A 23,310-nucleotide genomic window follows, 5' to 3' on the forward strand; every position below is an offset into this window, starting at 1 on the left:
GCCAGGGTCAACGGGCGACGGCCGGTTCGCACGGTGTCTGCCGCTGCGCGGCACGACCGCTGCGGCGTCCGAACGCGGCGCCGATGCGGCGCAGCATCCGTCCGATCGGACCCTCCGGCCTGGCCACGATCTGATCCGAGTGCTCGGCGATGAAGCGGTGCAGCTCGGCTCGGCGCGCCAGCTCTTCCTGCTCGAAACGGGTGTACTGGTAATACGGGTGCTCGTACATGGGGTTCTCCTTCTCCGGTACCCCTACATTCCGCTCTGAGGCGGCCCGCCGGCATCCGACACCTTCCCTATCTCTCGCGCGCTGGCTCCCTATCTGCGCGTCGACTGCACGTGAACTCGCCGAGTGCACGGCAGATCGGTGCCGACGTGTCGTGCACTCGGCGACAGGCCGTGCACTCGACCCCGCACGCTGGTGCAGCGATCAGAGACGCAGGACATTCATGCGGGCGGAGGGACGCGATTGCGACGGCGCGAGCACCGCGAGCACGCGCACGAGCGTCAGCATCCACAGCATCCCGAGTCCGATCACGATCGCCTCGAGCGCCGTGACCCCGAACAGCCCGATGGCGAAGCACAGCATGACCGAGACTCCGACGAGGGCGATCAGCCCGATCGTCGTGATCACCAGCGCTCGGGGCGAACCGGGGAACACCCGTGCCGTCGTGACGGCCGCCAGCACGAAGAGCGCGAGCGCGCCGAGGGCGACGATGTTGTGCGCGACAGGCACCCGCTCGAGCGGCAGGAGGCCGATCGCGGCGAGCGCTGCGCCCGTGAGCGCCCAGAGCACGACGATCGGCGCGATACGGGGCAGAGCGTCGTCGCCCAGCATCCGGTGCAGATCTCGGCCGACGTACGAGCCCACGGTGGCGATGATGAGACCGGCGACGACGAGCGTGCCGTTGAACGCCCACGCGCCCGCTCCTCCACCGAGTGTCGAGAAGTTGTGCTCCCACCAACGGGGGTCGGCGGCCGTCGACATCGCGAACAGCGTGCCGAGGGCGAGGAATCCGAACAGGATGCCGGCGAGATCCGCCGTACGCAGGCCGATCCCTGCACCGTATGCGAAGCGCCCTCCCACGGCGGCGACGACCCCCGCCAACACGCCGCCGCCCACCGCTCCCAGCTGCAACCCCTGCAGACCGATGGCGAGGATCTGCAGGGCGAGCAGCGCTCCCATCGCGGTGATCGCGGCGAACACGACCGTCAGAGCGATCGCCGACAGGTTCGAGATCACGCTCTGCCACCGGGGCATCGGCACGGTCTCGCCCCTGTGATGCCGCACGGTGCTGACGACGAAGGCGGATGCCGCGACCACCCCACCCACGGCGGCCACCGGGATGGCGAGCGACTGCGGCCCCGTCAGCGGGCGCGGGTCGCCGATGAGCAGCACGATGCCGGTCACTGCACCCAGGACGAACGACCCGACCGTCGCCCAGACGGCCTCGGTCTCGTTCTGCAGCCGCCACTGCTGCTCCCGGTCGTCCATGCCTCCCATCGAAGCATGCCCGGAGTCCTCCGACCAGCGCGCTCTCTCCGTCCCGCCTGCAGGCTCAGATCCCGTCCGCAGGTCGAAAGCCGGCTTCTGGGCGTGCAGACGGAATCTGAGCCGACGGACGGGACGCGCCAGAGCGGATGCCGCCGCCCGAGTACCGTTGAGCCATGCGCATCCCCGCCGCGATCCGCGCCACCAGGCGCTCTCCGCTGCTCCAGGTCGTGAAGTCGGCTGCAGCGACGATCGCGGCCTGGCTGCTCGCCGGCTGGGTGGTGCCGGGCCAGCTCCCGGTGTTCGCGGCGATCGCCGCCCTGCTCGTGGTGCAGCCGAGCGTGAACCAGTCTCTGTCGAAGGCGCTCGAACGCAGCATCGGCGTGATCGTCGGGGTCGTCATCGCGGTGTCGCTGGGGCTCCTGCTCGGCACGCCGAGCTGGATCGTGCTGCTCGCGATCGTGGTGGCGATGCTCATCGCCTGGGCGTTCCGCGCGACCCCGGGCACCGGCAACCAGGTCGCGATCTCGGCGATGCTGGTGCTGGCGCTGGGCTCGACACCCGACTACGCCTTGGCGCGCATCGTCGAGACCCTGATCGGCGTCGTGATCGGCATCGTCGTGAACGCGCTGATCGTGCCGCCGGTTCTCACCGGCCCCGCCCGGCGCGACCTCGGGCTGCTCGGCGCCGAACTGGCCGCGAGCCTCGATCGTCTCGCCGCCGCGCTCCCCGAACCGCAGACGCCGCAGCGCCTGCAGGAGCTGATGGTCGAGGTGCGTCTGCTGCGCCCGATGAAGGATGCCGCCGCGGCATCCATCGCGGCCGGAGAGGAGTCGCTCACCCTCAACCCTCGGCGCTCGGCGCACCGCGAAGATCTGCGCGAGATGCGCGCGCTCCTCGAGCGGCTGTCGCCGATCGTCACGCAGACGATCGGCATGACCCGCGCCTATTTCGACCACTACGACGACTCGATCGGGCTGGAGCCCGCCGTCACCGCGATCGCCGAGCAGCTTCGCCGCGCCGGCCACGACGTCCGCCTCGCGGTGCAGATCGCCGACGTCGCCCCCGAACCCGACACTCTCACCTCGGTGATCCCGGCCCTGACCGCGCCGCTCGTGGTGAAACCTCCGGCATCCGGTCATTGGATCCTGATCGGATCGCTCATGGAGGATCTGCGGCGCATCCGCGGTGAGCTCGTCGACGAAGACTGAGCCCGACAGCGCTCAGCGGCGCTTGTCGTCGTACATGGCCGCGTCGGCGCGGGCGATGACGGACGCGGCCGTGTCATCCGGGCGCACCTGGGCGACACCCCACGACCACGGATGCGGCGTGAACTCGCGCAGCCTGATCATCAATGCGCGCGCCTCGTCGGCATCCGTCTCGGGCATGAGCATGGCGAACTCGTCGCCGCCCAGCCGCCCGACGAGGTCGGTCGAGCGAGACAGCGACATCCAGTGCGACGACACCGCGCGCAGCACGTAGTCGCCGGCGGCGTGGCCGGCCTCGTCGTTCACGTCCTTGAACTTGTCGAGATCGAGCACCGCGACGCTGAGCGGGCGATCGTGACGCACCGCGCGACGGATCTCGGCCGTGATCTTCGCCTCGAAACCGCGGCGGTTGAGCACACCGGTCAGCTCGTCGGAGTGCGATTCGAGACGGATGCGGTGACGCATGAAGATCCCCGCCTCGAGACACATCCACGTGAACAGTCCGGCGGCGAGCATGTTGACCGGTCCGAGAAGGGCGCCCACACCGGTGAAGGGCCCGAACCAGGTGGCGGCGCCCACCACGACGATGATCGACAGAACACCGACGCGGGCGGTCTTGGCGCCGTAGAACCAGGAGAAGTACATGGCCATGATCGGCAGCTCCTGGAACGCCGCGATCGCGTTCTGCCGCTCATCCGAGAAGCCGAGGTAGTAGACCGAGACGAGAGCGTGAGCGGCGATCAGCGCGACACCGACCCACGGTCGCAGCTCGACACCGAAGAACGCGACCATCGCGAACACCGCGAAGCACGCGAGGGTGGTACCCCCCGACAGCGCTCGTTCGAACAGTGTCAGGTCGTCTTCGAAAATCTCGAAGATTCCGAGCGCTCCGAAGTAGAGCAGCAGAGTCGCCGTGACGACCGAGAACGTCGAAGTCCGCTCCCTGATCGAGCGAAGCCAGCCGAAGCGCAACCAGCGGAGATCCTCCGCGTCGGATGCTCTGATGTCCTGAACGACCATGCATCCTCCCCAGGTGCGCGCCTCTCGTCCAGCCTACTCGGAGCGCTCACACCGCGGGGTATAAGGTGAACCGTGACAAGTCGCGGGCGCGCAGACGCTGCAGGGATCCTCGCCGAGTTCCCCCGCGCGAACATCGTCTTCCAGACGATCGTGAACCTCCGAGAATGGCGCGTCGTGGGGTTCGAGGCGCTCGCCCGCTTCGAAGACGGGGCGCCTCCGCCCCTCCACCTCGACCGGGCCGGATCGATGGGCATCAGAGCAGAGCTCGAGCTTCTCCTGATCGAGCAGGCGATCGAGGCGATGAGCGAGCTTCCCGCCGGGATGTCGGTCACCTTCAACGCCTCCGGGGGGACGATGCTGCGCCCGGAGCTGGCCGACATGCTGCGGGATCTCACCCGCCCGTGGGGGCTGGAGATCTACGAGGGCGCCACGACAGCCGACCTGAGCGCCGTCCGCGAGAGGGTGACCAGCCTCGGCGGCAGCCTTCTCGTCGACGACGCGGGCGCTGTGTGCGCTGACGAGGGACGGATCGCGGTTCTCCAACCGGACGTCGTGAAGATCGATCGCGCACTGTTCTGGCAGGTCGCCGACGACGACGACGCGAAGACCCGGCTCGCCGCCCTTCTGGCCGCGGCCCGCTCCGCCGGAGCGAGCGTGCTGGTCGAGGGTGTGTCCGATGCGGAGCAGGTAGAGCGTGCACGCGAGCTCGGCTCGGACTACGCCCAGGGCTACCATCTCGGCTACCCCGCCTCGGCCTCTCAGATCGGCGAGCTGCTCGCCGATCTACACCGGAGCATCGGGGTGGATGCTCCTGGTCTCTGACCTCCTGCTCGCGCCGCTGTACGAGCGGCGCAGGCGGAACTTCGGGATGATCTTGATCACACCGAGCACGACGTAGATCAGGGTGTTGATCGCGACGAACGTCGCCAGCACGCTGAACCACTCGGTCTGCAGCCATTCCTCGGGCAGCAGGATGCCGGTTCCGACCATCATGAGGAGACCTCCTTCGCGGCGTCGGCTGGCGCCCCGCCGTGATCCACGTGCTTCCAGGTGGCCCTGCGGCCGAAGGCGATCTCGAACACGCCCTTGAGGAATGCGAGGTTCAGGAAGCAGTCGTAGATCAGCTCGGGGAAGATGAGCACGGCGACGAGGCGCGCCCGCCAGCCGCCCTTCCACGCCGTCACGGTGCGCTCGATCGCGAACAGCACACCGATGCCGAGCCAGAACGGGAACCACACCCAGGTGTCCATCGCGAGGATCATGAGCAGGATCAGCGCGAAGTAGCTGAACAGCGCCAGTACGCCGTAGCCGATCGCGATCTGCTGCGCCCAGTACCGCAGCGTCTGCGGGGTCAACCCGTACTCGCCGAGATTCTCGAGAGCGCCCCGCTGCCAGCGCAGGCGCTGAGCCCACAGCATCCGCCACCCCGGCATCAGCTCGGTGACGACCGTGCACGCGACAGGTGAGATCGTCAGGGCCCCGAGCGACTTGAGCGCGATCGTGAGCTCGTTGTCCTCGGTGAGGGCGAAGGTGTCGTACACCTCGCCTTTGATGCCCGGGAGTTGGCTGCCGCGCGCCTCGGCGACCGCGCGCAGGGCTGAGGCGCGGAAGACCGACGCCGTGCCGGTGAGCACGAACACGCGCCCCTTCCTGCGGCGGATCTCCCGCTGGTAGCGGATGTACTCGTTGCGCTGGAACTGACCGAGCAGCCCGTGCCCGTCTTCGCCCTCGAACAGTCCGCCCACGGCCATCAGCGCGCGGTCTTCGGTGAACCGCCGGATCGCCTCGGTGAGGAAGTCGTCGCCGATCTGGCTGTCGGCGTCCATCACCATCACGGTGTCGTTGTCGCCGAGCGTCGGCAGCAGGTTCTGCAGCGCCTGGTTGAGCGCGCCGCCCTTCTTGTGCGTGTTGCCGACCGTCTCGAAGACGTCGACGCCGTGTTCCTTGGCGACCTGCACCGTGCGGTCGGTGCAGTTGTCTGCCACTACGAGGATGCGGTCGGGCGGTGTGCTCTGCTGCATGAGCGAGACGAGGGTCGCGGGGATCGACTTCTCCTCGTTGTGAGCCGGGATCAGGACCGTCACGGTCACCTCTCCCGCGAACACGCCGCGCGTGCGCTCCATCACCGTGCGCGGCGCGAGGGTCAGTTTCGTGACCTCGGTGCCGGCCTTGCGGTAGCGGCTGGCGACCACGCGTTCGCTGATCACCACGAAGAGCACCATCAGCAGCGCAAGCCCGAGGGCTGCCGCCATGACCCCGAGGTTCGGCAGCTCGGCGCTGTACATCAGCTGCCAGATGCCGGCGAGCGTCAGATGCACCGGGTCCCACAGGGCCGGCGGATCGGTGACGACGATGCCCCAGACCAGCAGCCCCGCACCAAGAAGCACGACGAAGATCACCGCCAGTCCGACGGACCTCTGAAAGAACCTGCTCACTGCGAACCCCTCCACATGACGCGTCTGCGCCCTCCCTCACACGCAACCCTCCCACGTCTCGTGCGGGCGGCCGTTCGAATCGCACAGATCGGGCCATTCATGCGCAGGAAACGCCGTCCACGCGACCCGAGGCGAATAGCCTGGACGGATGACGCTCGAAGAAGCCCTGGCCGAGCTCGCCGCGCTCGAGGACCCGAAGGTGCGGGCGGCGAACGAGAAGCGCGGCGACGATCACGGCATGAACCTCGCCAGGCTGCGAACGCTGGCGAAGAAGATCAAGACCTCACCTGAGCTGGCTCGAGAGCTGTGGGCGACCGGCGAGACACCGGCACGGCTGCTGGCTCTGCTGATCTGCTCTCCGCGGCAGTTCGAGGCATCCGATCTCGACGAGATGCTTCGCGAACCGCAGCCGCCCAAGGTCAACGACTGGTTCGTGAACTACGTACTGAAGAAGACGCCGCTCGCCGAAGAGCTGCGCGAGGGATGGATGGGCGATCGGGACGACACCGTCGCCGCGGCGGGCTGGTCGCTGACGTCGGTGCGCGTCGCGAAGTCTCCCACGGGGCTCGACCTCGACGCCCTTCTCGACGAGATCGAGCGGGACATGAAAGATGCTCCATCGCGCAAGCAGTGGGCCATGAACGAGACGCTCGCGACCATCGGCATCCACCACCCGAGCCTGAGAGCCAGGGCTCTCGACATCGGCGAGCGCCTGCAGGTGCTCGCCGACTACCCGACCGCGCCCGGCTGCACCTCGCCGTTCGCACCCGCGTGGATCGGCGAGATCGTGCGTCGCCAGGGCTGAGTCGAGGCGCTCACGGGGTGTCGCCGACCGCGTGCGGCCGGGGCACGGCGAGCATCGCTCCGGTGTCGGTGAACTCCTGCTGGATCTCTTCGTTGTGCTTGTAGGTGAGCAGGCTGACCACGATCGCCGCGACGAACGCGAGCACGAATGCGGGGAGCAGCTCGTACAGCCCGGTGTTCAGCGCCTTCCAGATGAACACCGTCGCAGCGCCCACGAACATGCCGGCGAGCGCGCCCCAGTTGGTGAGCTTGCGCCAGAACAGGCTCAGCAGGATGATCGGGCCGAACGCGGCGCCGAAGCCCGCCCAGGCGAACGACACGAGTCCGAGGATCGAGTCGTTCGGGCTGATCGCGAGGACGATCGCCACGATCGCGACGACGAGCACCGCGAGCCGCCCCATCAGCACGAGCCGCTTCTGCGAGGGAGGCGTCTTGCGCGCCACCTTGTAGAGGTCTTCGACGAGGGCGGACGAGCACACCACGAGCTGGCTCGAGACCGTGCTCATGATCGCCGCGAGCACAGCGGCGAGAACGAGGCCGGCCACGAACGGATGCAGGAGAGTCTGCGACATCAGCAGCACGACCGTCTCGGGATTGTCGAGCTCGATGCCGCGCTGCGCCATGTACGCGATGCCGACGAGGCCCGACACCACGGCGCCCAGCATCGACACCACCATCCACGAGATGCCGATGCGGCGAGCGCTCTTCGCCTCCTGCGGGGTGCGCAACGCCATGAAGCGCACGATGATGTGCGGCTGACCGAAGTAGCCGAGCCCCCAGGCCAGCGCCGACACGATCGCGAGGATCGTCCCGCCGGTGACGGCGGTGCCCCCGAGCAGCGAGAGGTGTCCGGCACCCGCGGTGTCGGCGATGAGCGTGCTCGTCTCGCCCAGTCCGCCGATCGCGATCACGGCCGCGACCGGGACCACGACGAGCGCGATGACCATCATCAGGCCCTGGACGACATCCGTGAGAGACGCACCGAGGAAGCCGCCGAACAGCGTGTACAGCAGCGTGATCGCGCCGACCAGGAGCATCCCGAACATGTAGTCGCCGTTGAAGGAGCTCTCGAAGAAGACACCGGCGGCGACCATGCCCGAGGAGATGTAGAGCGTGAAGAAGACCAGGATGATGAGGCCTGAGGCCACCCGGAGCGAGCGGGTCGAGTCGCGGAGGCGGTTCTCGAAGTAGCTCGGAATCGTGATCGAGTTGCGCGAGACCTCGGTGTACGCCCGCAGGCGGGGCGCGACCAGACGCCAGTTCAGGTAGGCGCCGATCGTGAGACCGATCGCGATCCACGCCTCGATGAGACCTGCGGCGTAGATGGCGCCGGGAAGGCCCATCACCAGCCACCCCGACATGTCGGCCGCACCCGCGCTGATCGCCGCGACCCACGGCGGCAGGTTGCGCCCGCCGAGCATGTAGTCCTCGTGATCGTCCGTGCGCTTGAACGCGATGTAGCCGATGAGGAGCATCCCGGCGAAGTACACGCCGAGCGCCACGTACATGAAGATCTGATCGGACATCGTCGTCCCTCCTGTGCGGCGCAGGTCACCGCATCCGTGCTCCGATGGTGTCAGAGACGGATGCCGGCGCCAACCCTCTGCGCGGCGCGGCGTGCACAGGCGCTGGCTACGCTGAGGCCATGAGCACGCACATCGCCGCAGAGCCCGGCCAGATCGCCCCCATCGTCCTCTTCCCAGGTGACCCGCTGCGGGCCCGGTGGATCGCGGAGACGTTCCTCGAGGACGCCGAGCTGTACACGCAGACACGGGGGATGCTGGGCTTCACCGGCACCTGGAACGGCCACCGGGTCTCGGTGCAGGGCTCTGGCATGGGCCAGCCGTCGATGGCGATCTACGCGAACGAGCTGTTCGACTCCTACGATGTGCAGACCATCGTCAGGGTCGGCTCATGCGGCGCGCTGACGGAGAAGCTGAAGGTGCGCGACATCATCATCGCCAACGGCGCATGCACCGACTCGGGCATCAACCGCGTGCGGTTCCACGGACTCGACTACGCCCCCGTCGCCGACTTCCCGCTGCTGCGGGCCGCGGTCGAGGCGAGCGAGTCCGAACCGCTCGAGTCCGCCGTGCACGTGGGACTGCTGTTCTCGAGCGACCAGTTCTACAGCACACGACCCGAGCTGACCGAGCCGTTCGTGCAGCACGGGGTGCTCGGCGTCGAGATGGAGACGAGCGGGCTCTACACACTCGCGGCGTACTACGGCCGACGGGCGCTGAGCATCTGCACCGTCTCCGATCACATCATCACCGGCGAGGAGACGACCGCGCAGGAGCGCGAGCAGACCTTCGGCGACATGATCCGCATCGCCCTGCAGGCGGCGACAGCGGTCTGAGCGGCACACCCCTTCCGCTCTCGCGGTTCACGCCGAGGTCAGGACGGATGCCGGCACGGAACCGGGCATAAGGGATGATCGAAGGATGCTCCTCGACCACACCTCCCTGCCTGACGGCTCCGATGCGGATGCCGTCTATCTGGCGTTCGTCGAGTGGGCGGAGGCCACGGGCATCAGCCTGTACCCGGCACAGGACGAAGCGGTCATCGAGATCGTCTCGGGCAACAACCTCATCCTGTCGACCCCCACCGGCACCGGAAAGTCGCTGGTCGCGGTCGCCGCGCACTTCGCCGCGATGATCGACGGCCGCCGCAGCTACTACACCGCTCCGATCAAGGCGCTCGTGAGCGAGAAGTTCTTCGCGCTCGTCGACATCTTCGGAGCGGCGAACGTGGGCATGATCACGGGGGATTCGTCCGTGAACGCCGACGCTCCGATCATCTGCTGCACCGCCGAGATCCTCGCGAACCTGGCGCTGCGCAAGGGCGCGGATGCCGAGGTGGGCCAGGTCGTGATGGACGAGTTCCACTTCTACGCCGACCCCGATCGCGGCTGGGCGTGGCAGGTGCCGCTGCTCGAGCTGACGCGGGCGCAGTTCATCCTCATGTCGGCCACACTCGGCGACGTCACCGAACTCGCCGCCGACCTCACGCGGCGCACCGGGCGGGACACGGCATCCGTCACGGGCGTCGAACGCCCGGTGCCGCTGCACTACTTCTACGAGCTCACGCCGATCCACGAGACCGTCGAAGACCTGCTGAGCACCGGCCAGGCGCCGATCTACGTCGTGCACTTCTCGCAGGCCGCCGCCATGGAGCGCGCGCAGGCGCTGTCGAGCACGAAGATCGCCACGCGCGAGCAGCGCGATCAGATCGCGGCGCTGATCGCAGAGTTCCGGTTCACCACCGCCTTCGGCAAGACGCTCTCGCGATTCCTGCGCGCGGGCATCGGCGTGCATCACGCGGGCATGCTGCCGAAGTACCGGCGACTGGTCGAACAGCTCGCCCAGCGCGGGCTGCTGCGGGTCATCTGCGGCACCGACACGCTCGGCGTCGGCATCAACGTGCCGATCCGCACGGTGCTGCTCACGGCGCTGACGAAGTTCGACGGCACGCGGATGCGTCAGCTCAACGCGCGGGAGTTCCACCAGATCGCCGGGCGAGCGGGCCGCGCGGGCTACGACACCGCCGGCACCGTGGTCGCGCAGGCTCCAGAGCACGAGACCGAGAACGCGGCGGCCATCAAGAAGGCCGGCGACGACCCCAAGAAGAAGCGCAAACTGATCCGCAAGAAGGCCCCTGACGGCTTCGTGTCGTGGGGCGAGCCGTCGTTCCGCAAGCTGATCGATGCGGTGCCCGAGACCCTCACCTCGCACATGCAGATCACCAGCGCGATGATGCTCAACGTGATCGCCCGCGGCGGCGACGTGTTCGGCAACATGCGCTCGCTCATCTACGACAACCACGAGCCGCGTGCGCGTCAGCGCGAACTCGCCCTGCGGGCGCTCGGCATCTACCGCACTCTTCTCGAATCCGGGGTCGTGGAGCAGACGGATGCCGGGGACATCCGCCTCACGGTCGACTTGCAGCCGAACTTCGCGCTGAACCAGCCTTTGTCGCCGTTCGCTCTGGCGGCCTTCGATCTGCTCGATCCCGACTCGGCCGGATTCGCTCTCGACATGATCTCGATCGTCGAGTCGACCCTCGACGATCCGCGCGCGGTGCTGGGGCAGCAGGAGTTCCTCGCCCGTGGCGAGGCAGTGGCCGAGATGAAGCGCGAGGGCATCGAGTACGACGAGCGCATGGAGCTGCTCGAGCAGATCACCTATCCGAAACCCCTCGACGAGCTGCTCGGCGCGGCGTTCGAGACCTTCAGCGCCGCCCAGCCCTGGATCCGCGACTTCGAACTGCACCCCAAGTCGGTCGTGCGCGACATGTACGAGCGGGCCATGTCGTTCGGGGAATATGTCGCGTACTACAAGATCGCCCGCTCCGAGGGCGTGGTGCTGCGCTACCTCTCCGACGCGTATCGGGCAGCCTCGCAGACGATCCCTGAAGAACTCAAGAACGACGATCTGCGCGACCTCATCGAATGGTTGGGCGAACTCGTGCGGCAGGTCGACTCGAGCCTCCTCGACGAATGGGAGGAGCTCGTGGCGGGAGCTGGGTCCCTGAGCCTGTCGAAGGGTCATGACGACGAGCCGATCGTCCCGCCCGCCCCCAAGCGCCTCACGTCCAACGTGCGCGCGTTCCGCATCCTGGTGCGCAACGAGCTGTTCCGCCGCGTGCAGCTCGCCGCCCGCGAGGACGTGGATGCTCTCGCCGATCTCGATCCGTCGTTCGGGGCCGCGGGGTGGGATGCCGCGCTCGACGCGTACTTCGCCGAGCACGACGAGATCCTCACAGGTCCCGACGCCCGCAGCTCGCAGCTGCTGCTGATCACCCAGGGCGCCACCGCGTGGACCGTGCATCAGATCATCGACGACCCCGCCGGCGATCACGACTGGCGCATCTCGGCGACCGTCGACCTCGCTGCATCCGATGAGGAGGGTGCCGCGATCGTCACCGTGACGGGAGTCGGGCAGCTGTGACCCTCCGGCTCGCGTAGCGGTCCGGGCCGAGCGAGCGCGTAGCACTGCCGAAACACGGCGGGACTAGCGTGAAGGCCAGCCCCGACCAGGAGGAGTCCGACAATGCAACTCGCCACCGCTTTCGCGGCTTCCTTGCCTGACTGGCTGATCGACGAGCTTCCCGATGTGCCTCGGCGGCTGCCCTCCGTCGAAGAGCGGATGCGGCTCGTCAACGACCTCGCCGATCGCAACTGGCGAGCCGGCAACGGCGGGCCGTTCGCCGCGATCGTCGTCGACGAGGCGAGCGGAGAGCTCGTGTCGGTCGGGGTCAACGTCGTGCTGAGCTCCGGCCTGACCGCCGCTCACGCCGAGGTCACGGCATTGAGCCTGGCGCAGCGGGCGCTCGGCCGCTGGGATCTCGGCGCCGATGGTGCCGACCTCTCGCTGATCGTCAACTGGCGGCCGTGCGTGCAGTGCTACGGCGCGACGATGTGGAGCGGCGTCCGCTCGCTCGTCGTCGCCGGCGAGGGCGCTCTGCTCGAAGAACTCACCGGATTCGACGAGGGACCGGTCGTCGAGGACTGGGCGCAGCAGTTCGAGGACCGCGGCATCCGCGTGACCATCGGCGTCGGTCATGACGATGCCGTCGCGGTGTACCGCGCCTACGGCGCGAGCGATTCCGTCGTCTACAACGCGCGGGGAGCAGTCGAGTAGACGCCCCCTCTACACGCTCTTCTGCGAATGCATGCCCATGCGCGCGAGCACGACGTCTTCAGCGATCTGGACGACGTTGTAGAGGACGAGAGAAGCCGCTGTGACGGCGACGACCGACGCCCAGAGGGCGGTGAACTGCGCCTGCGGCACGAATCCACCGATGGATCCGCCGATGCCGCCGCCGACGGCGAGCCACTCTGCGAGCAGCGCCCCCGTGATGGCGCCGGGAACCGAGATGCGCACGGCGGCGAAGAACGCCGGCAGCGAGGAGGGCATCGCGACCTTGCGGAGCTTCGACCAGGCTCCGCCGCCGTAGACCTCGACGAGGTCGTTCATCTGCGGCGGGGCCGACCTGAACCCCAGGGAGATGTTCACGAGCGCCGGGAACAGCACGACGATGCCTCCGATGACCGCGATCGTCAGCCAGCCGCGCTGAAAGATCATGATGATGACCGGCGCCATCGCGATGAGCGGCACCGACCGCAGCAGCATCGCGAGCGGCATCAGCGCGTGCTCGATCCCCCTGCTGAGCTGGAACACTCCTGCGCCGATGACGGCGACCACCAAGCCTGCGACGAACCCGATGAACGCATGACCGAGAGTCACGGCGAGGTTGCCCGCGATGAGCGCGCGATTGGCCTCCGCGGCCGGCACGGTGACGAAGAAGTTCCACACGTCGACAGGCCCTTTGGCGATGAGCGGCGAGATGCGGAAGATCGCCAGCACACCCACCCAGAGCACGACGACGGTCACGAGAGTGAGCGCGAACGTCAGCAGACTCCCGCCCAGGGCGCTGAGCACCCCGCGCGCAGCCGCGCGGCGGACGTCTCGGCTCAGATCGCTGCGATCCGGCGAGGCCCGCTGCTGTTCCTGAGCTGCGGTCAGCGTGGTCATGCTGCTCCTTTCGACCACGGCGCGACGGCGCGCGCAATGGCTCCGACCAGGGCGAAGCCGACAAGCGCGACAGCCCCGCTGGCGAGCGCGAGAGCCCACACCACGGGGGCGTTCGAACCCTGCTGAGCCAGAGTCATGGCGATGCCGACGCCGGTCTCGATCTTGCCGAAGAACTCCCCGAGCACAGCACCGAGGAAGGCGGCGGGGACGGCGATCTGCAGGGCGCCGAGAATCGCCGGCAGCGCCGCGATGAGACGCACTTTGACCAGCTGCGCGAGACGGCCCCCGCCGTACACTGCGATCAGGTCGAGGCTCGTGCGATCAGCTGATTTCAGTCCCAGAAGCGCACCCACGACCGTGGTGAAGAACACCGAGAGCGCCGCGAGCAGCACGGCCGTACCGCTCGGCTCGCCAGGCTTGGGGAACGGGATCATGACGATGGCCAGCATCCCCACCGCGACGATCGGGATGCAGTAGGTGATGATCGCGAGCTGCATGGCGACGCCCTCGAGGCGGGGGACGACGAGCACGATGCCCGCGAGGATCAACGCGATGCCGTTGCCCCAGAGGTACCCGATCCCGGCCTCTGCCAACGTGACCGAGAAGTTGCGCCAGTAGAACTCCCAGCCGCTCTCGGCGTAGCTCGCCACGACCTCGAACGGTGTGGGGATCGGGCGCGCACCGGTCGGCGCAACGTACACGGCAGCGATCACCCACCACAGGATGACGATCCCGACGCCGCCGATGAGTCCGGCGAGCCAGGCGGGAAGCGCGATGCTCTGCCACCGCACCGGCCGGCCTCGCCGAAGCGCGCCAGGCGCACCCCCGGACTGCGACTCGGGCGAGCCGTCCGCCTGCACCCTCTCAGTGGTGGTCATCCGCGGCGGCTCCTCCCTCGCCGAACAGCAGGTCGGACGCCTCGTCCACATACGCGTGGAACTCGGGGGTCCGCAGCATCTCGGGTGTCCGCGGACGCGGCAGGTCGATCTTGAGCACCTTCTTGACGCGACCGGGTCGCGGGCTCATCACCGCTACGTAGTCCGAGAGGAAGATCGCCTCCGAGATGCCGTGCGTGACGAGTAGGGTCGTCGCGGGCTTCTCGGTCCAGATGCGCAGCAGTTCGAGATTGAGCTTCTGCCTGGTCATGTCGTCCAGCGCGCCGAACGGCTCGTCGAACAGCAGCACCTCCGGCTTGAGGATCAGCGATCGGGCGATCGAGACGCGCTGTCGCATACCGCCCGAGAGCTGCGAGGGCTTGGCCTTCTCGAAGCCCTGAAGACCTACGAGCGCGATCATCTCCGCGACGTAGTCCTTGTCGACCGGGAGCCCCGCGATCTCGAACGGCAACCGGATGTTGCTGACCACGCTGCGCCACGGAAGCAGCGCCGAGTCCTGGAACGCGATGCCGAGCCCGCTCTCGGCGCGGAGCTCCTTCGGGCTCTTGCCGTCGACGCGGGTCGTGCCGCTGGTCGGGGTCTCGAGGCCCGCGAGGATCCGCAGGATCGTGGACTTGCCGCATCCCGACGGTCCCAGCAGCGACAGGAACGAACCCTGCTCGGTGTGCAGATTCGCGTCGGCCAGCGCGGCGACGCTCTTGCGCCCTGAGGCGAACACCTTGTTCAATCCCGAGATCTGCAGTCCGGTTCCCAGGACATCGCCCTGAGAACCGGACTGCACGGCATCCGTCGTGAGGATCGGCTGCGTCATGGTCGAGCTCCGATCAGCCCGCGTATGCGATCAGCTCGGGGTTCTCCTTGTAGACCTCGTCCAGGAGCGAGATGTCGAACAGATCCGACGCCTTCAGCGTGATGCCGGCACCGGCCAGGCTCTTGATCGTCTCCTTCTGGAGGGCGTCCGAGATCGTGAACAGGCCGTTCTCGGCCGTCTCGTCCGAGACCACGAGCTGCTCGGCCTGCACGGTCGCGCCGGCGATGGAGTTGTCGAGGTTGAGGTCGAGGTCCTTGCCGTATTCGCTCACGGCGAGGTTCGCCCCGGCAGCGGGATCGTTCACGGCGTCCGTCCAGCCCTTGATCTCTGCGACCAGGAAGGCCTTGAGCTTCTCGCGGTCGTTCTTGATCGCGTCATCCGTCACCGTCACGGTCTCGGCGACGAACGGCAGGCCGTTGTCGGCGAACGGGAGGTTCGTGACCTCGGTGCCGGAGGCTGCGACCGTGATCGACTCGTTCGTGAGATAGGCGATGAAACCGTCGACCTCGCCGCTGATCAGGGGCGCCGGGTCGTACTGGACCGGCACGATGGTCAGCTCGGACTCGTCGATGCCGTTGGCTGCGAGCAGAGCCTTGAACAGCGCGCTGTTGGAGTCCTGCACGCCGATCTTCTTGCCGATCAGATCCTTCGGCGTGGCGATGTCGGCGCCGCCCGCCAGCGACAGCACGGTGAACGGGTTCTTCTGATAGGTCGTGGCGATGATCTTGAGCGGAGCGCCTTCTGATGCCACGACCGAACCGATCGAGACGGCATCCGAGAGCGCGACATCCGCACTGCCGGAGATGAGCTCCGCCGCGCCGGTCGAAGGTCCGGGCACCAGAGTCACCGTGCCGAGTCCAGCGTCGGTGTAATAGCCCTTCGAGTCCGCGAAGAACTCACCCGAGAACTCCTCGTTCTTCACCCAGCTGAGCTGGACGGTCAGGTCTCCGAGACCGGCATCCGAGTCCGCCGAGGAGCCGGCCGTAGCCGGGTCTGCGCCTGATGCGCACCCCGCGAGCGCAGTGGCGGCGATGGTCGCAGCAAAGGCCGCGGAGAGGACGCGCAACGCGCGCCGAGAGAGAAGTGAGGTCATGTGCTGTGCTCCAGGGTGCAGACGATCGGGTGGACAGGCGCAGCATGATGCCTCGTGAACTGCGCTGTTCCAGACGGTAGGCGATGGAGATTTCGGTCGCAGGGGTCTCGTGTTTCGGCCCGATTACGTTTCTGCCGATGGCCGCTGAGCCTGCCACGCGGGACATCCGTGCCCCGTCGTCACGTCTGGATCGCTCTCACCGCTCGTCGTCGTCCGCGCAGGCGGTCGGCCAGCGGCAGAGGATCGAACAGCACACCGAGGCCGCAACGCCGCAGCACCGCGTGCACGCCCAGGCAGATCGCGATCACGATCGACGTCAGCACCAGCGGCTGCACCGCCTCGATCACCGGTGTCGTGCGGATGCCCGTCGCACGGATACCCGCGTCGATCAGTGCGAGCGGGATCATGTGCAGCACATAGATCGGCAGCGTTCGCCGTCCGACCCACCTCAAGGGTCGGGCGATCGCTCCGGCGCGCCGATCGAGCACGGCGCACGTCGCCACTCCGAAGGCCACTGCGACCACCGACAGCATCGGCCACACGCCCGGCCATTGCCTCATGCCGAGTACGCCGACGGCGGCGGCGCACACGGTATATGCCGCTCCGAGCATGAACGGGTGCAATGGCCGCGAGCTCCTCGCGAACGCCTCGACCGTGCCTCGAAGACGCATCCCCGCGAGGAAGAAGAACAGGTTCTGCACCACCTGCCAGAGGTTGCCGAGGTCGGGCAGGACTCCGGATGCCGCGGCCGCCGACGCGACGAAGGCGATGGGCAGCAGCACCGGCGTCGGCACCTGCCGTGTCAGCCGGGCGATGAGGAGGTACGCGGCGAGGGCGAGGAGGTACCAGAGGTTCGTCGGGCTGACGGTCAGCTGCGCCAGCAGTTCGCCGGCATCCGACGCCCTGGCAGTGTCGAAGTCGGGGGTCAGTGCGAGCACGAAGGTCTGGATGAGCACCCAGATGACGTACACCGAAGCGAGACGCGCTGCTCGGCGCCGCCAGCTCGCTCCGTCGATCGCGGTCACGGCGCGTCCGGCGAACATTCCCGAGATCAGGAAGAACAACGGCATCCGCAACGGAAGCAGCTGCGCGTTCACCGTCGACCAGACATCTGTGACCGCACCGGCGCCCGGCATGTCGATCGCCTGCTTCGTGACGACGTGCCACAGCACCACGAGGATGATGCACACGCCCTTCGCGACGTCGGGCCAGCCCTCGCGAACCTTCGTTGTCACCGCCGCGCACCGGCTGCGTGCGCGCGGGCACCGCGTCTCGTCTCGCTCGCCGGCACCCGCCCGCTCGACGACCGGAGCTCCCCGGTCGTCGAGACCGCCGCGCGCACGAGCCTGTCCATGAGCTCGGGGTACGACACCCCGGCCGCGGCGAACATGCGCGGCGCCTGCGACGCCGCGGTGAGTCCCGGCATCGTGTTGACCTCGTTCAGCACCGGCCCCGCGTCGGCGAGGAAGAAATCCATGCGTGCGACACCGGCGCAGCCGAGGGCATCGAACATCGTCACCGCGGCGCGCGACAGCATCCCGGTCTCGGCCGCCGTCAACGCAGCGGGCACGGTGAAGCGCGCGCTGCCGTCGTACTTCATCGCCGTGTCGAACAGGCCAGCCGCGTGGATCTCCAACGGCGGAGCCGCCCAGCGCACGCCGCCCGCTTCGCGGATCACCGCCACGTCGATCTCCCTCCCCCGCATGACCTCCTCGATCAGGATCCGGTCGTCGAATCGGGCGGCGGTGCGCAGGGCATCGAGAAGTTCTCCCGGCTCGCGCACCAGGCTCACGCCGTAGCTCGATCCTGCCGAGACGGGCTTGACGACGACCGGCGCCTCGAACTCCACGTCGCCGATCGCCGAGGAGGAGATCACGAAGCCCGGCGCAGTCGCGATGCCCGCGTCTCTCGCGACGAGCTTCGTCGCGTGCTTGTCCATCCCGATCGCGCCAGCCCGAGGCCCCGACCCCACCACGGGCACGTCCGCCAATGCGCACAGCGCGGCGAGCGCGCCGTCCTCCCCGAGTGCGCCGTGCACGGCGGGGAACACGACGTCGGCCCAGGCCAGCAGCGGCATCGCCGCAGCCAGCGACCCGGCCGGGGAGGCGTCCGGCGCGGCATCCCACACCCCGTCCCTCCCGATCGTCACCGTCCGCACATCGTGATCGGTTGCACGCAACGCCTCCGAGACAGCCGCGGCCGAGGCGAGAGAGACCTCGTGCTCCGAGTTCCGTCCTCCGCCGATGACCAGCACCCTCATGCTCTGCTCCTCTGCACGCGCGGGCCGATGCCCGTCACGATCGTGTGCGGGATCGTCTGCGCCCAGCGTGCCCATTCCTGCACGCTGGGCACGGCGCCGCCCTCCGGCCCGAACAAGGTCGCGGTCGCTCCCCGCGGGAACGCCCGGTCTCCGGTGTCGACGACGATCTGATCCATCGACACCCTTCCGACGATCGGATGCCGAGACCCCCCGATCTCGACACCCGCCCCCTCCGACAGCTCCCGCGGGATCCCGTCCGCGTAGCCGACGCCGATCACGCTGAGATTGGTCTCATGCCGCGTGACGTATGTTTCCCCGTACCCGACTGAGGTGCCCGCCCGCACCAGCGACGAGTGCACGACGGATGCCGTCAGTCTCGACGCCCCGTCGAGCGAGACCGTGCCGGATGGGTCGATCCCCACGAGCCCCGCCCCCACCCGGACGAGGTCGAAGTGCGTCGACGGGTCGGTGAGCGCGCCGGCGGTCGCCCCCAGATGCACGAGCAGCGGCCCGAAGCCTGCACGCAGCACGGCGTCGCGCGCATGCCGCATCCTCAGCACCGCCGCCGTGTTCGCGCGGGGATCGGCCTCGTCGGCACGGGGCAGATGCCCCATCACTCCGACGGCCTCGATGCGTCCCTGAGCCGCGCGCGCCACCCTCAGCAGCTCGGCCCAGTCTTCGACCGGGCACCCGCCGCGCGACATCCCGGTGTCCATGTGCAGGTGCACGCGGACGGGCGTCATCGCGTCGGCCGCGAGCTGTCGCAGCTCCTCGACCGAACCCACGGCGACGTCGACACGATCGCGGGAGACCTGCACCGCGTCGACACCGGCCGGGTTCAACCAGGCCAGGATCGGCACGTCGAGGCCCGCGTCTCGCAGCTCTGCCGCGTCCGCCGCATCCGTCACCCCCAGCCATTCGGCGCCTGCGGCGACGGCCGCGGTCGCGACGACCACCGCCCCGTGGCCGTAACCGTCGGCTTTCACGACGGCCATGATGCGCGCGTCGGTGGTCGAGCGCACGCGCTCGACGTTGGCCGCGATCGCCGAGGGGAGCGTGGTGAGCGTGGGCGCGTGCAGGCGTGACAGGCGCGGGGCGAGCAGAAGGGTCATCGCTGGGTCCTCGGGTCGGCAGTGGGGTCGTCGTACATGGGCGGACAGCCGTTCGCGGGTGCGCTCGGACGCAGCTCGAAGTGCCAGGGCTCGTTGCCGTAGATCTGGCAGAGGCCGTACTCGGCGCCGTTGCGCGAGAGCCAGTCCTGCCCGGCCACGGGGCCGAGGTCGACCGCGTCTCCCGAGACGTGCTCCGAGCGCTCGGGCGTCGCGACCCAGCGCGACGCCTCCTCCGCCGAGCCGTACCGTTCGACGGCGTCCGCCAGCAGCTCCTCCTGATACTCGGCCGACCGCCAGCCGCTGTTGACGTGCAGGCGCACGCCGTCCTGCTCGGCAGCGGTCGCGGCGTTCCGCACGGCGGCGAGCAGCGCGGGGTCGAGGTTCGAGACCGCCGGGGTGTCGGCGAACACCGAGATCTGGTCGGCTTCGTCGATCTTGCCGTCGTCTTCGCCGACCTGCCCGTCACTGAGCGGGGCTCCGACGGTCGCGGAGGCGGGCGATGACGTCTGCTGGCCGATCAGGATGATCGAAGTGATCACGATCGCGGCGAGCAGCGAGACACCGATCGTGGCGGTGACGCGTCGCTGTCTGAGTGCGCGGCTGTTGTTCATGCTTCCAGTGAAGAAGGGAGCATGTTGCGACGGCGTATGCGCTTTTTCATACACTCCCGATATGCCCGGGTGCGTATGCTCGGAACCCATGAGAGTGCTGATCGTCGAGGACGAGCCTTACCTCGCCGAGGCGGTTCGCGATGGACTGCGTCTCGAGGCGATCGCTGCCGACATCGCCGGCGACGGCGACACCGCCCTGGAGCTGCTGAGCGTCAACTCCTACGATCTCGCGGTGCTAGATCGCGACATCCCCGGCCCCTCCGGCGACGACGTCGCCCGTTGGATCGTCGCCTCCGGCAGCGGCATCCCGATCCTCATGCTCACCGCCGCCGATCGTCTGGATGACAAGGAGACCGGTTTCGAGATCGGCGCCGACGACTACCTCACCAAGCCCTTCGAGCTCCGCGAGCTCGTGCTGCGTCTGAGGGCGCTCGACCGGCGCCGTCAGCATGCACGCCCTCCCGTACTCGAGGTCGCCGGTCTGACCCTCGATCCCTTCCGTCGCGAGGTCTTCCGCGACGGGCGCTACGTCGCGCTGACACGCAAGCAGTTCGCTGTGCTCGAGGTGCTCGTGGGAGCCGACGGCGGAGTCGTCAGCGCCGAGGAGCTGCTCGAGCGCGCCTGGGACGAGAACGCCGACCCGTTCACGAACGCCGTCCGCATCACCGTCTCATCGCTGCGCAAACGTCTCGGCGAGCCCTGGCTGATCCTCACGGTTCCCGGTGTCGGGTACCGCATCGGAACGGATGCCGATGCCTAGGCGCCGCGGCATGACCGCACGCATGAAGCTCACCCTGAGCTATGCGGGCATCGTGGTGGTGTCGGGAGTGCTGCTTCTCGCGGTGGTCGGCTTCTTCCTGTTGCGCTACGTGCCCGACGTCCAGATCCCTCAGCTCCTCCCCGACACGTTCATCCCCAATCGCTCCGACCTGTTGCGGGCGTTCGGACCCGTGGCAGCCATGGTGCTGATCGTGCTCATCGTCATTGGCTGGGCGGGCGGATGGTGGCTCGCGGGGCGGATGCTGGCGCCGCTCAACCGCATCGGCTACGCCGCCCAGCTCGCCGCCCAGGGTTCGCTCTCGCACCGCGTCGCGCTGGAGGGACCACGCGACGAGTTCCGCGACCTCGCCGACGTGTTCGACTCGATGCTCGACCAGCTCGAGCAGAACATGGCCGAGCAGCAGCGGTTCGCGGCGAACGCCTCGCACGAGCTGCGCACACCCCTGGCCATCTCGCAGACCGTGCTCGAGGTCGCCCGCGTCGATCCCGAGCGCGACGTGGACGCGCTGATCGATCGCCTGCAGGAGGTGAACGCCCGGGCGATCGAGCTCACCGAGGCGCTGCTGCTGCTCAGCCGCGCCGATCGCAGGGCGTTCACGCGCGAGAGCGTCGACCTGTCTCTGCTCGCGGAGGAGGCCGTGGAGTCCCTGCTCCCGCTCGCCGACAAGTGGGCGGTGACGATCGACGTCGGCGGAGACGCGGCTCACGCGGTCGGCAACGCATCACTGCTCCAGCAGTTGATCACCAACCTCGTGCACAACGCGATCGTGCACAACGTGTCCGAGGGCGGCGCCGTGACGGTGCGCACCCACTCCCTCGATCAGGCCGTGGCGGTCGTGGTCGAGAACACCGGCCCCACGCTCTCCCCCGCGCTCGTCGCCACCCTCGCCGAGCCCTTCCAGCGGGGTGTCGCCCGCACCCACGACGACGACCACGCCGGCGCCGGGCTGGGCCTCGCGATCGTGCAGCGCATCGCGCAGGCGCACGAGGGGTCGCTCGTGCTCACACCCCGGGTCGGCGGCGGTCTCAACGTCACGGTGTGGCTGCCGCATCCGCACCCGGGTCTGTACGCGCCCGCCGCCTCGGCCTAGGCTGTCGCGGTGAGCGATGCACTGGATGATGCACTGGACGAAGGACCGTTCTTCCACGGCACGAAGGCCGAACTCGCACCGGGCGACCTGCTGACAGCGGGCTTCCGGTCGAACTACCGGCCCGAGGTCGTCATGAACCACATCTACTTCACGGCTCTGCGCGACGGCGCGGGGCTCGCGGCCGAACTCGCCGCCGGCGACGGTGAACCCCGGGTGTATCTCCTGGAGCCGACCGGGCCGTTCGAGAACGATCCGAACGTGACCGACAAGAAGTTCCCCGGTAATCCCACCCGGTCGTATCGCAGCGCCAACCCTCTGCGCATCGTCGAGGAGGTCACCGACTGGACCCGCCTCACGCCGGAGGCGCTGCAGACGTGGCGCGATCGGCTGGCCGCGATCCGCGACGACAAGCACGCCGAGATCATCAACTGAGGCGCGCCGTCCTCGGCTGAGGTCAGGCCACCTGCGAACCGCGCAGGGCCGCGATCTCGCGACCGTAGGCGACGGCGTCGTTCTCGGCGGCCGCCTTGAGCTCCTGTGCGGTGTCGGTGAAGGCGTCGAGAGCCGGGTTCACGCCCACCAGCGTGAACGGTCGCTGCACGACGCGCAGGTCGAGCCCCCAGACGTCTTCGAGGACGCGGCGGAGCCACCCGGTCGAGTGGTCCCACCCTTCTTTCGGCGTGCCCGGGGCGTAGTTGCCGCCGAGCACGGTCACCAGCGTCGCCGGCTTGCCGCGCAACGCGGTGCCGCCTGGGCCGAGACGAGGGTCGGTGGCCGTGAGGTCGAACCAGGTCTTGAAGTGCTGCGAGACGCCGTAGTTGTAGAGCGGCACGGCGAACAGCAGGGCGTCTGCGCCGATGAGCTCATCCGCGAAGGCGGTCGCGAGGGCTCGCGCGTCGTTCTGCGCGGGCGTGCGGTGCTCGGCCTCGACGAAGCCTCCGGTGACGGCATCCGCCCATGCCGTGGCCGGCACCGGGTCGGCGGCGAGGTCGCGGCGGGTGACGGTCGAGTCGGGGTGGGATGCCGTCCACTCGGCCTCGACGAGGTCGGCGAGTGCGCGGCTGGCGGACGACGCGGGAAGGATGCTGGCATCCAGGCGGAACAGGGTCATGTCAACCTTTCGATTTCGTAGTCGCTCTGTTTTTCTTAGCAACAGCGGTT

The 23,310-nt window shown here is 68.5% G+C and carries 24 protein-coding genes; 9 read left to right on the plus strand and 15 right to left on the minus strand.

Features of this window, described 5'->3' with window-relative positions:
• Positions 1-7: 7 nt before the first annotated feature.
• Together ACI3KT_RS05705 and ACI3KT_RS05710 are read right to left on the minus strand one after the other, a co-directional pair.
• Entirely contained in the window at positions 8-229 is a 222-nt protein-coding gene (locus tag ACI3KT_RS05705; protein ID WP_404903003.1) for a hypothetical protein, read from the minus strand.
• Between the two features lie 201 nt (positions 230-430).
• Positions 431-1,495 (minus strand): DUF998 domain-containing protein, encoded by a 1,065-nt coding sequence (locus ACI3KT_RS05710; RefSeq protein ID WP_404903005.1) that lies wholly within the window; start codon positions 1,493-1,495, stop codon positions 431-433.
• Between the two features lie 173 nt (positions 1,496-1,668).
• On the opposite strand from ACI3KT_RS05710, the gene ACI3KT_RS05715 reads away from it, so the two are divergent.
• Positions 1,669-2,703 carry an FUSC family protein gene (locus ACI3KT_RS05715; RefSeq protein WP_404903006.1) on the plus strand — a complete coding sequence of 345 codons (1,035 nt, stop codon included), beginning with the start codon at positions 1,669-1,671 and terminating at the stop codon, positions 2,701-2,703.
• A 12-nt stretch (positions 2,704-2,715) separates the two neighbouring features.
• Here ACI3KT_RS05715 and ACI3KT_RS05720 read toward each other — a convergent pair whose 3' ends face one another.
• Positions 2,716-3,720, minus strand: a complete 1,005-nt coding sequence (locus tag ACI3KT_RS05720) for a diguanylate cyclase (protein WP_292910533.1) — start codon at positions 3,718-3,720, stop codon at positions 2,716-2,718.
• A gap of 72 nt (positions 3,721-3,792) precedes the next feature.
• Between ACI3KT_RS05720 and ACI3KT_RS05725 the strand changes: the two genes are divergently transcribed.
• Positions 3,793-4,542 (plus strand): EAL domain-containing protein, encoded by a 750-nt coding sequence (locus tag ACI3KT_RS05725; protein WP_404903008.1) that lies wholly within the window; start codon positions 3,793-3,795, stop codon positions 4,540-4,542.
• On the opposite strand, the gene ACI3KT_RS05730 is transcribed toward ACI3KT_RS05725, so the two are convergent.
• Entirely contained in the window at positions 4,504-4,713 is a 210-nt protein-coding gene (locus ACI3KT_RS05730) for a hypothetical protein (RefSeq protein ID WP_292910537.1), read from the minus strand. The two genes, ACI3KT_RS05725 and ACI3KT_RS05730, sit on opposite strands and share 39 nt — an antisense overlap.
• Entirely contained in the window at positions 4,710-6,155 is a 1,446-nt protein-coding gene (locus tag ACI3KT_RS05735) for a glycosyltransferase (RefSeq protein WP_404903009.1), read from the minus strand. The genes ACI3KT_RS05730 and ACI3KT_RS05735 overlap by 4 nt, the downstream gene beginning before the upstream one ends.
• A 148-nt stretch (positions 6,156-6,303) precedes the next feature.
• On the opposite strand from ACI3KT_RS05735, the gene ACI3KT_RS05740 reads away from it, so the two are divergent.
• A complete protein-coding gene (locus tag ACI3KT_RS05740; protein WP_404903011.1) occupies positions 6,304-6,960 on the plus strand; it encodes a DNA alkylation repair protein in 657 nt (218 codons plus the stop codon).
• 10 nt (positions 6,961-6,970) lie between these two features.
• Here the strand turns inward: ACI3KT_RS05740 and putP are convergent, their stop codons facing one another.
• The gene (gene putP / locus ACI3KT_RS05745; protein ID WP_307293877.1) at positions 6,971-8,485 is read right to left on the minus strand and encodes a sodium/proline symporter PutP; all 1,515 of its coding nucleotides are present in this window, start codon (positions 8,483-8,485) and stop codon (positions 6,971-6,973) included.
• Between the two features lie 119 nt (positions 8,486-8,604).
• Here putP and deoD point away from each other — a divergent pair, with 119 nt between their 5' ends.
• The 3 genes from deoD to ACI3KT_RS05760 all read left to right on the plus strand — a co-directional run bounded on the left by deoD (position 8,605) and on the right by ACI3KT_RS05760 (position 12,601).
• On the plus strand, positions 8,605-9,318 hold the full coding sequence (deoD, locus tag ACI3KT_RS05750) for a purine-nucleoside phosphorylase (protein ID WP_292910545.1): 714 nt from the start codon (positions 8,605-8,607) through the stop codon (positions 9,316-9,318).
• Between the two features lie 85 nt (positions 9,319-9,403).
• Complete coding sequence (locus ACI3KT_RS05755; RefSeq protein ID WP_404903012.1) at positions 9,404-11,908, plus strand: DEAD/DEAH box helicase; 2,505 nt, start codon at positions 9,404-9,406, stop codon at positions 11,906-11,908.
• 102 nt (positions 11,909-12,010) lie between these two features.
• A complete protein-coding gene (locus ACI3KT_RS05760; RefSeq protein WP_307293871.1) occupies positions 12,011-12,601 on the plus strand; it encodes a nucleoside deaminase in 591 nt (196 codons plus the stop codon).
• 9 nt (positions 12,602-12,610) lie between these two features.
• Here the strand turns inward: ACI3KT_RS05760 and ACI3KT_RS05765 are convergent, their stop codons facing one another.
• From ACI3KT_RS05765 to ACI3KT_RS05800, 8 genes are all read right to left on the minus strand, one after another.
• Positions 12,611-13,495 carry an ABC transporter permease gene (locus tag ACI3KT_RS05765; protein WP_292910549.1) on the minus strand — a complete coding sequence of 295 codons (885 nt, stop codon included), beginning with the start codon at positions 13,493-13,495 and terminating at the stop codon, positions 12,611-12,613.
• Positions 13,492-14,373 (minus strand): ABC transporter permease, encoded by an 882-nt coding sequence (locus ACI3KT_RS05770; protein WP_292910551.1) that lies wholly within the window; start codon positions 14,371-14,373, stop codon positions 13,492-13,494. The genes ACI3KT_RS05765 and ACI3KT_RS05770 overlap by 4 nt, the downstream gene beginning before the upstream one ends.
• Complete coding sequence (locus ACI3KT_RS05775) at positions 14,360-15,202, minus strand: ABC transporter ATP-binding protein (protein ID WP_292910553.1); 843 nt, start codon at positions 15,200-15,202, stop codon at positions 14,360-14,362. Before ACI3KT_RS05775 ends, ACI3KT_RS05770 begins: the two co-directional genes overlap by 14 nt.
• A gap of 13 nt (positions 15,203-15,215) precedes the next feature.
• Positions 15,216-16,295, minus strand: a complete 1,080-nt coding sequence (locus ACI3KT_RS05780; RefSeq protein ID WP_404903014.1) for an ABC transporter substrate-binding protein — start codon at positions 16,293-16,295, stop codon at positions 15,216-15,218.
• Positions 16,296-16,474: 179 nt separating this feature from the next.
• Complete coding sequence (locus tag ACI3KT_RS05785) at positions 16,475-17,530, minus strand: acyltransferase family protein (RefSeq protein WP_404903015.1); 1,056 nt, start codon at positions 17,528-17,530, stop codon at positions 16,475-16,477.
• Positions 17,527-18,555 (minus strand): D-alanine--D-alanine ligase, encoded by a 1,029-nt coding sequence (locus tag ACI3KT_RS05790; RefSeq protein ID WP_404903017.1) that lies wholly within the window; start codon positions 18,553-18,555, stop codon positions 17,527-17,529. Before ACI3KT_RS05790 ends, ACI3KT_RS05785 begins: the two co-directional genes overlap by 4 nt.
• Positions 18,552-19,667 (minus strand): alanine racemase, encoded by a 1,116-nt coding sequence (gene alr, locus ACI3KT_RS05795; RefSeq protein ID WP_404903019.1) that lies wholly within the window; start codon positions 19,665-19,667, stop codon positions 18,552-18,554. The genes ACI3KT_RS05790 and alr overlap by 4 nt, the downstream gene beginning before the upstream one ends.
• A complete protein-coding gene (locus ACI3KT_RS05800) occupies positions 19,664-20,278 on the minus strand; it encodes a M15 family metallopeptidase (protein WP_404903020.1) in 615 nt (204 codons plus the stop codon). The genes alr and ACI3KT_RS05800 overlap by 4 nt, the downstream gene beginning before the upstream one ends.
• An 88-nt stretch (positions 20,279-20,366) precedes the next feature.
• On the opposite strand from ACI3KT_RS05800, the gene ACI3KT_RS05805 reads away from it, so the two are divergent.
• From ACI3KT_RS05805 to arr, 3 genes are read left to right on the plus strand one after another with little or no spacing between them, the layout of a single operon-like run.
• The gene (locus tag ACI3KT_RS05805; RefSeq protein WP_404903022.1) at positions 20,367-21,038 is read left to right on the plus strand and encodes a response regulator transcription factor; all 672 of its coding nucleotides are present in this window, start codon (positions 20,367-20,369) and stop codon (positions 21,036-21,038) included.
• Between the two features lie 10 nt (positions 21,039-21,048).
• On the plus strand, positions 21,049-22,149 hold the full coding sequence (locus ACI3KT_RS05810) for a sensor histidine kinase (protein ID WP_404903023.1): 1,101 nt from the start codon (positions 21,049-21,051) through the stop codon (positions 22,147-22,149).
• Positions 22,150-22,170: 21 nt separating this feature from the next.
• On the plus strand, positions 22,171-22,581 hold the full coding sequence (arr, locus tag ACI3KT_RS05815) for an NAD(+)--rifampin ADP-ribosyltransferase (protein ID WP_404903323.1): 411 nt from the start codon (positions 22,171-22,173) through the stop codon (positions 22,579-22,581).
• A 22-nt stretch (positions 22,582-22,603) separates the two neighbouring features.
• On the opposite strand, the gene ACI3KT_RS05820 is transcribed toward arr, so the two are convergent.
• The gene (locus tag ACI3KT_RS05820) at positions 22,604-23,260 is read right to left on the minus strand and encodes an FMN-dependent NADH-azoreductase (protein ID WP_292910575.1); all 657 of its coding nucleotides are present in this window, start codon (positions 23,258-23,260) and stop codon (positions 22,604-22,606) included.
• Positions 23,261-23,310 lie beyond the last annotated feature (50 nt).

The organism is Microbacterium sp. ZW T6_19, assembly GCF_044987465.1.
GTDB lineage: Bacteria > Actinomycetota > Actinomycetes > Actinomycetales > Microbacteriaceae > Microbacterium > Microbacterium natoriense_A.

Coding starts and splice junctions, on each gene's coding strand:
- ACI3KT_RS05775 (WP_292910553.1), bottom strand. CDS start 15,202: ATGACGCAGCCGATCCTCACGACGGATGCCGTGCAGTCCGGTTCTCAG.
- ACI3KT_RS05715 (WP_404903006.1), top strand. CDS start 1,669: ATGCGCATCCCCGCCGCGATCCGCGCCACCAGGCGCTCTCCGCTGCTC.
- ACI3KT_RS05765 (WP_292910549.1), bottom strand. CDS start 13,495: ATGACCACGCTGACCGCAGCTCAGGAACAGCAGCGGGCCTCGCCGGAT.
- ACI3KT_RS05720 (WP_292910533.1), bottom strand. CDS start 3,720: ATGGTCGTTCAGGACATCAGAGCATCCGACGCGGAGGATCTCCGCTGG.
- ACI3KT_RS05705 (WP_404903003.1), bottom strand. CDS start 229: ATGTACGAGCACCCGTATTACCAGTACACCCGTTTCGAGCAGGAAGAG.
- ACI3KT_RS05730 (WP_292910537.1), bottom strand. CDS start 4,713: ATGATGGTCGGAACCGGCATCCTGCTGCCCGAGGAATGGCTGCAGACC.
- ACI3KT_RS05805 (WP_404903022.1), top strand. CDS start 20,367: ATGAGAGTGCTGATCGTCGAGGACGAGCCTTACCTCGCCGAGGCGGTT.
- ACI3KT_RS05820 (WP_292910575.1), bottom strand. CDS start 23,260: ATGACCCTGTTCCGCCTGGATGCCAGCATCCTTCCCGCGTCGTCCGCC.
- ACI3KT_RS05760 (WP_307293871.1), top strand. CDS start 12,011: ATGCAACTCGCCACCGCTTTCGCGGCTTCCTTGCCTGACTGGCTGATC.
- alr (WP_404903019.1), bottom strand. CDS start 19,667: ATGACCCTTCTGCTCGCCCCGCGCCTGTCACGCCTGCACGCGCCCACG.
- ACI3KT_RS05780 (WP_404903014.1), bottom strand. CDS start 16,295: ATGACCTCACTTCTCTCTCGGCGCGCGTTGCGCGTCCTCTCCGCGGCC.
- ACI3KT_RS05770 (WP_292910551.1), bottom strand. CDS start 14,373: ATGACCACCACTGAGAGGGTGCAGGCGGACGGCTCGCCCGAGTCGCAG.
- ACI3KT_RS05740 (WP_404903011.1), top strand. CDS start 6,304: ATGACGCTCGAAGAAGCCCTGGCCGAGCTCGCCGCGCTCGAGGACCCG.
- ACI3KT_RS05710 (WP_404903005.1), bottom strand. CDS start 1,495: ATGGACGACCGGGAGCAGCAGTGGCGGCTGCAGAACGAGACCGAGGCC.
- putP (WP_307293877.1), bottom strand. CDS start 8,485: ATGTCCGATCAGATCTTCATGTACGTGGCGCTCGGCGTGTACTTCGCC.
- ACI3KT_RS05810 (WP_404903023.1), top strand. CDS start 21,049: ATGACCGCACGCATGAAGCTCACCCTGAGCTATGCGGGCATCGTGGTG.
- ACI3KT_RS05800 (WP_404903020.1), bottom strand. CDS start 20,278: ATGAACAACAGCCGCGCACTCAGACAGCGACGCGTCACCGCCACGATC.
- deoD (WP_292910545.1), top strand. CDS start 8,605: ATGAGCACGCACATCGCCGCAGAGCCCGGCCAGATCGCCCCCATCGTC.
- ACI3KT_RS05790 (WP_404903017.1), bottom strand. CDS start 18,555: ATGAGGGTGCTGGTCATCGGCGGAGGACGGAACTCGGAGCACGAGGTC.
- ACI3KT_RS05755 (WP_404903012.1), top strand. CDS start 9,404: ATGCTCCTCGACCACACCTCCCTGCCTGACGGCTCCGATGCGGATGCC.